The following is a 6,305-nucleotide window of genomic DNA, read 5'->3' as shown; positions in this document are numbered from 1 at the left end:
GGTGGGGGTTGCTCGCGCAGTTCCCCGCGCCCCCAAAGGCGAAAAGCTGGGGCGCAGCCCCGCTTTTCAGGGGCGCGGGGAACGGCGCGGCCCGCCCCCACCGGCCCGCACCCGAAGCAGTGCGATCGACGGCGGTGCCGCGGTCGCAGAACCGTGACAATCGGCTCCGACCTGCGAGGACGCACCCCCAGGAAGAGGGTCTACACAGTGCGTATACACGGTGTGTATACGCACTGTGTAGAGTGCTCCGCATGTCCATCGGTCACACCCTCCTAGGGCTCCTGGAGTCCGGCCCCCGTCACGGTTACGACCTGAAGCGGGCCTTCGACGAGAAGTTCGGTCACGACCGGCCGCTCCACTACGGCCAGGTCTATTCGACGATGTCCCGGCTGCTGAAGAACGGCCTCGTGGAGGTCGACGGGATAGAGGCGGGCGACGGCCCCGAGCGCAAGCGGTACGCGATCACCGAGGCGGGCGTCACCGACGTCCAGCAGTGGCTCGCGACGCCGGAGAAGCCGGAGCCGTATCTCCAGTCGACCCTCTACACGAAGGTCGTCCTCGCCCTCCTGACGCACCGCGACGCGTCCGAGATCCTCGACACCCAGCGCTCGGAACACCTGCGCATGATGCGCATCCTCACCGACCGCAAACGCAAGGGCGATCTCGCCGACCAGCTGATCTGCGACCACGCTCTCTTCCATCTCGAGGCCGACCTGCGGTGGCTCGAACTCACCGCGGCCCGCCTCGGCAAACTCGCTGAGGCGGTGACCCGATGACCCCCGCAGGCTCCCTGCTCGTGGCCCACGACCTGCGCAAGGCGTACGGCCCCACCAACGCCCTCGACGGCGCCGAGTTCTCCATCCACCCGGGCGAGGTCGTCGCCGTGATGGGCCCCTCCGGCTCCGGCAAGTCGACCCTCCTGCACTGTCTCGCCGGCATCGTGACGCCCGACTCGGGCTCGATCACGTACAACGGCCGTGAGATGGCGACCATGAACGACTCCCAGCGCAGCGCGCTGCGGCGCTCGCAGTTCGGGTTCGTCTTCCAGTTCGGCCAGCTGGTGCCGGAGCTGACCTGCGTCGAGAACGTGGCCCTGCCGCTGCGCCTCAACGGCACCTCCCGCAAGGAGGCCGAGCGCACCGCGCTGGCCTGGATGGAGCGCCTGGAGGTCGACGACCTGGCGGGCAAGCGCCCCGGCGAGGTCTCCGGCGGCCAGGGCCAGCGCGTCGCCGTGGCCCGTTCCCTGGTCACCAGCCCGCGGGTGCTGTTCGCGGACGAGCCCACCGGCGCCCTCGACTCGCTCAACGGCGAGCGCGTGATGGAGCTGCTCACGGACGCCGCCCGGTCCGCGAACGCCGCCGTCGTCCTCGTCACGCACGAGACCCGGGTGGCCGCCTACTCGGACCGCGAGATCGTCGTACGCGACGGGAAGTCCCGGGACATGGAGCGCGCCGTATGAGCGCCCGCCCGTCGACGACCGCCGCCCCGCCCGAGGCTCCCCCGGAGCCGCCCGCCTGGGACGACCCGCGCCACGCGACCCCCATGCTGCGGCAGTGGTCCAGGGACCTCGCCATGGGCATCAAGTTCGCGTTCACCGGCGGTCGCGAGGGCTGGGTGCGGGTGCTGCTCACCGGTGTCGGGGTGGGGCTCGGCGTGGCGCTGCTGCTGCTCACCACGGCCATCCCGAGCGCGCTGCAGGCACGGTCCGACCGCGAGTACGCCCGCATGGACCTGCTGATGAACGGCGTCGAGCCGGCGAAGTCCGACAACACGGTGCTCGTCGCGAACGTCGACACCGAGTTCCGCGGCCTGGACGTACGCGGCCGTCAGCTGGAGCCGGAGGGCCTGCGGGCGCCGCTGCCGCCGGGCATCGAGAAGTTCCCCGCGCCGGGCGAGATGGTCGTGTCCCCCGCGCTGAAGGAACTGCTGGACTCCAAGGACGCGAAGCTGCTGCACGACCGGCTGCCGTACCGCGTCACGGGAACCATCGCTGAGAGCGGCCTGATCGGCTCGGCCGAACTCGCCTACTACGCGGGCGGCCAGGACCTGGCGAAGTTCGACGAAGGCTCCCGCATCGTGCGCCTCGACACCTTCGGCGCGCGGAAGGGGCCCGCGGAGGAGATGGACCCGGTCCTCCTCCTGCTCGTCCTCACGGTGTTCGTGGTGCTGCTGATGCCGGTCGGCGTCTTCATCGCCGCGGCCGTACGCTTCGGCGGCGAGCGGCGCGACCGCAGGCTCGCCGCGTTGCGGCTGGTCGGCGCCGACGGCCGGATGACCCGCCGGATCGCCGCGGGCGAAGCACTCGCCGGGGCGTTCCTCGGGCTGGCCTTCGGTGTCGGCTTCTTCCTGATCGGCCGCCAGATCGCCGGTTCCCTGGAGCTCTTCGGGATCAGCGTCTTCCCGAGCTACCTCAACCCGACGCCCGTGCTCGCCGTCCTGATCGCCGTCGCGGTCCCGGCCGCCGCGGTGGCGGTGACGCTCCTCGCGCTGCGCGGCGTGGTCATCGAACCGCTCGGCGTGGTGCGTACGGCCAGGCCCGCGCGGCGCCGGCTGTGGTGGCGGCTGCTGCTGCCGCTGGGCGGCCTCGGCCTGCTCGCCCCGATGATCGGCAAGGGCAACGACAACGGCGACTTCAACGAGTACATGGTGACCGGCGGTGTCATCCTGCTCCTCGTCGGCATCACCGCGCTGCTGCCGTGGGTCGTGGAGGCCGTCGTGGCCCGGCTGAACTCGGGCTCGGTCTCCTGGCAGCTGGCCGTCCGCAGGCTCCAGTTGAGCAGTGGCACCGCGGCCCGCATGGTCAACGGCATCGCGGTGGCGGTGGCCGGCGCGATCGCCCTGCAGATGCTGTTCTCCGGTGTCCAGAGCGACTACACGAAGTCCACGGGCGAGGACCTCTCGCGCGCCCAGATGCAGGTCTCCGTACCGAAGGCCGTCTCCCTCGCGGACGCCCGGACCGAGCTCGCGGGCACCCGCGGTGTGCGCGGCGCCGTCGCGCTGTCCGACCTCTCGCTGAGCGCGAGCGCGAAGAACCCCGACACGTCCTCGGGGATCACGGTCGGCAACTGCGCCGCCCTGCGCGAGGTCGCGAAGCTGTCCTCGTGTCGCGAGGGCGATGTGTTCGCCGTGCAGGGCGCCGAGTACGACTCGGAGACCGCGAAGTTCGCGAAGCCCGGCCGCAAGCTCGTCATCGACCCCACCTACGACGATGTCGTGAAGGGCGCGGAGGTGGCCTGGACCGTGCCGAAGGGCATCAAGAAGGCCGATCCGCGCAAGGACCCGACGGGCTGGGAGCGGGGCGGTTTCCTGTTCACCACGAGCGCGTTGCCCGCCGCGGCGGTTCCGGCGAGCAGCGGGGTGATCTACCTCAAGCTCGACGGGACGGTCCCGGACGGGCAGGAGATCGTGCGCAACACGGCGGCGAGGATCAACCCGCTCACGGAGCCCATGACGTTCACGGGCAGTGAGCGCTCGGAGCGCTTCGACTCCATCCGCACCGGGCTGTTCGTCGGCGCGGCCTGCGTCCTCGCGCTGATCGGGGCGAGCCTGCTGGTCTCCCAACTGGAGCAGTTGCGCGAGCGCAAGAAGCTGCTCTCGGCGCTGGTCGCCTTCGGCACCCGGCGCCGCACGCTGAGCCTGTCGGTCCTGTGGCAGACCGCGATCCCGGTCGCGCTGGGCCTGGTCCTCGCCTCGGTGGTGGGCCTCACGCTGGGCGCGGTCCTCCTGAAGATGACGGCCACGCCGGTGACGGTGGACTGGCTGAGCGTCCTGGCCATGACGGGCATCGGCGCGGTGGTGGTCCTGGCCGTGACGGCCCTGAGCGTCCCACCGCTCCTTCGCCTGATGCGCCCGGACGGCCTGCGCACGGAGTAGCCCCCGGAGGGGTGCCCCACGGGGCGCGGGGAACGGCGCAGTCTTTGGCTTTTGAGGGGCGCGGGGAACTGCGCGACCAGCCACGACGGCGCAGCACCGTCCCACCGCGCGGGCCGCAAGCCCTGAGCCGTTGCCGGTGCGGGTGTCACAACACCCGTACCGGCAACGGCTTCAGCTCTTCCCGGAGCGCCCCCGCCAACTCCCCGTACTCCCCCGCCCGCGCAGCCCCACCCCGCATCGCCAGCGCGATCCGCCGCGTGGGAGCCGGCTCCGCGAAATACCCGGTGAGCAGTTGACTGCTCCGAGCGGTCTCGACCGTGACGGCCGTACGGGGCAGCAGCGTCACCCCCAGACCACCCGCGACCAGTTGCACCAGCGTGGAGAGCCCCGCCGCGGTCGTCGTGACCGGCGCGTCCGCCCGCCCTGCCTCCCGGCAGATGTCGAGCGCCTGGTCCCGCAGACAGTGCCCCTCGTCCAGCAGCAGCAGATTCAGCTCGCGCAGCGCCTCACGCGGAATGCCCTCCCGGCCGCCCAGCCGGTGGTCCAACGGCGTGACCAGCACGAAGTCCTCGTCGAACAGCGGAAGTTCCACGACCCCGGGCACTCCGAGGGGCACCGCGAGCAGCAGCAGGTCGAGCCGGCCCGTGGTGAGCCCGTCGAGGAGGTTCGACGTCTGCTCCTCGTGGACCTGGAGGTCGAGCGCCGGGTAGCGGTCGTGGACGAGCCGCAGGACGGTCGGCAGCAGATACGGCGCCACCGTCGGGATCACCCCGAGCCGCAGCACCCCGGTGAACGGCGCCCGTACCGCCTCGGCCTCCTCCATCAGCGCGCCCACCTCGTCGAGCACCGCCCTGGCCCGTACGAGCAGCCGCTCGCCCGCCGGTGACAGGATCACCTTGCGGGTCGTACGCTCCAGCAGCGTCACACCGAGGGTCTCCTCCAGCGCCGAGACCGCGCCGGACAGCGCGGGCTGGCTCATGCCGAGGGCGGCGGCCGCGTCCCTGAAGTGCAGATGCTCGGCCACCGCGGCGAAGGCGCGCAGCTGAGAGAGGCTGGGCTGCCTCTTCCTGACGGGGGGCAACGGGGGTCCTCTCGCTCGTCTGTCCACTCACGCGTACCGGCGCACGCGCCTGCACCGCTCACGTGCACTGATAGCCACTTCCGATCAACACGACCGAGTGTAGCTATTTCCCTAATCAATGCACTCTGTGCCACGATCATGGACGTCCAACCCATGGGAAAACCCCGCAAAATAGGGTTTTCTTCGCTACAAGGAGAGCGCGTGCTCACTGTCGGTGACAAGTTCCCCCCGTTCGATCTGACTGCCTGTGTCTCGCTGGAGAAGGGCGAGGAGTTCGAGCAGATCAACCACAAGACGTACGAAGGTCAGTGGAAGATCGTCTTCGCGTGGCCCAAGGACTTCACCTTCGTGTGCCCGACCGAGATCGCCGCCTTCGGCAAGCTGAACGACGAGTTCGCCGACCGTGACGCCCAGGTCCTCGGCTTCTCCGGTGACTCCGAGTTCGTGCACCACGCCTGGCGCAAGGACCACCCGGACCTGATCGACCTGCCGTTCCCGATGATGGCCGACTCGAAGCACGAGCTGATGCGTGACCTCGGCATCGAGGGCGAGGACGGCTTCGCCAAGCGCGCCGTCTTCATCGTCGACCAGAACAACGAGATCCAGTTCTCCATGGTGACCGCCGGCTCCGTCGGCCGTAACCCCAAGGAGGTCCTGCGGGTCCTGGACGCGCTCCAGACCGACGAGCTGTGCCCCTGCAACTGGACCAAGGGCGAGACCACGCTCGACCCGGTCAAGCTGCTGGCCGGTGAGTGACCCATGTCCCTCGACGCGCTGAAGTCCGCGATTCCGGACTACGCCAAGGACCTCCGGCTGAACCTCGGTTCCGTCATCGGCAACTCCGACCTTCCGCAGCAGCAGCTGTGGGGCACGGTCCTCGCGTGCGCCATCGCCTCGCGGTCACCGCGGGTGCTGCGCGAACTGGAGGAGGAGGCCAACGCGAAGCTCTCGCCCGAGGCGTACACGGCGGCGAAGTCCGCGGCGGCCGTCATGGCGATGAACAACGTCTTCTACCGGACGCGGCATCTGCTCTCCGACCCGGAGTACGGGACGCTGCGGGCCGGACTGCGGATGAACGTCATCGGCAACCCGGGGGTGGAGAAGGTCGACTTCGAGCTGTGGTCGTTGGCCGTTTCCGCGATCAACGGGTGCGGGCAGTGTCTTGACTCGCACGAGCAGGTGCTTCGCGGGGCGGGTGTGGACCGGGAGACGATTCAGGAAGCGTTCAAGATCGCGGCGGTTGTGCAGGCGGTCGGGGTGACGCTGGACGCCGAGGCGGTCCTGGCGGAGTAGCTCCGCGGGGTTTTTCTCGCCCCCGCCGCCCCTACCCGTCCCGTACCTGCCTCGGGGG

6 protein-coding genes are annotated in these 6,305 nt (G+C 70.2%); 5 read left to right on the top strand and 1 reads right to left on the bottom strand.

Annotated elements, in window-relative coordinates; all coding sequences use genetic code 11:
- Positions 1 to 251 precede the first annotated feature (251 nt).
- The 3 genes from ACFVH5_RS43685 (at position 252) to ACFVH5_RS43675 (ending at position 3,873) form a co-directional block, all read left to right on the top strand.
- A complete protein-coding gene (locus ACFVH5_RS43685) occupies positions 252 to 776 on the top strand; it encodes a PadR family transcriptional regulator (protein ID WP_384812279.1) in 525 nt (174 codons plus the stop codon).
- The gene (locus ACFVH5_RS43680; protein ID WP_384812276.1) at positions 773 to 1,459 is read left to right on the top strand and encodes an ABC transporter ATP-binding protein; all 687 of its coding nucleotides are present in this window, start codon (positions 773 to 775) and stop codon (positions 1,457 to 1,459) included. The genes ACFVH5_RS43685 and ACFVH5_RS43680 overlap by 4 nt, the downstream gene beginning before the upstream one ends.
- Positions 1,460 to 1,542: 83 nt before the next feature.
- On the top strand, positions 1,543 to 3,873 hold the full coding sequence (locus ACFVH5_RS43675) for an ABC transporter permease (RefSeq protein ID WP_385839256.1): 2,331 nt from the start codon (positions 1,543 to 1,545) through the stop codon (positions 3,871 to 3,873).
- 145 nt (positions 3,874 to 4,018) lie between these two features.
- On the opposite strand, the gene ACFVH5_RS43670 is transcribed toward ACFVH5_RS43675, so the two are convergent.
- Positions 4,019 to 4,954, bottom strand: a complete 936-nt coding sequence (locus ACFVH5_RS43670; protein WP_385839255.1) for a LysR substrate-binding domain-containing protein — start codon at positions 4,952 to 4,954, stop codon at positions 4,019 to 4,021.
- A 201-nt stretch (positions 4,955 to 5,155) separates the two neighbouring features.
- On the opposite strand from ACFVH5_RS43670, the gene ACFVH5_RS43665 reads away from it, so the two are divergent.
- Positions 5,156 to 5,710 (top strand): peroxiredoxin, encoded by a 555-nt coding sequence (locus ACFVH5_RS43665; protein ID WP_385839253.1) that lies wholly within the window; start codon positions 5,156 to 5,158, stop codon positions 5,708 to 5,710.
- Positions 5,711 to 5,713: 3 nt separating this feature from the next.
- Positions 5,714 to 6,247: an alkyl hydroperoxide reductase gene (locus ACFVH5_RS43660; protein WP_385839252.1), complete on the top strand. Its 534-nt coding sequence runs from the start codon at positions 5,714 to 5,716 to the stop codon at positions 6,245 to 6,247.
- The last annotated feature ends 58 nt before the right edge of the window (positions 6,248 to 6,305 follow it).

The organism is Streptomyces sp. NPDC127119, from assembly GCF_042677425.1.
In the GTDB taxonomy this organism is placed as follows: Bacteria; Actinomycetota; Actinomycetes; order Streptomycetales; family Streptomycetaceae; genus Streptomyces.
This window is presented reverse-complemented; position numbering and strand designations above follow the sequence as displayed.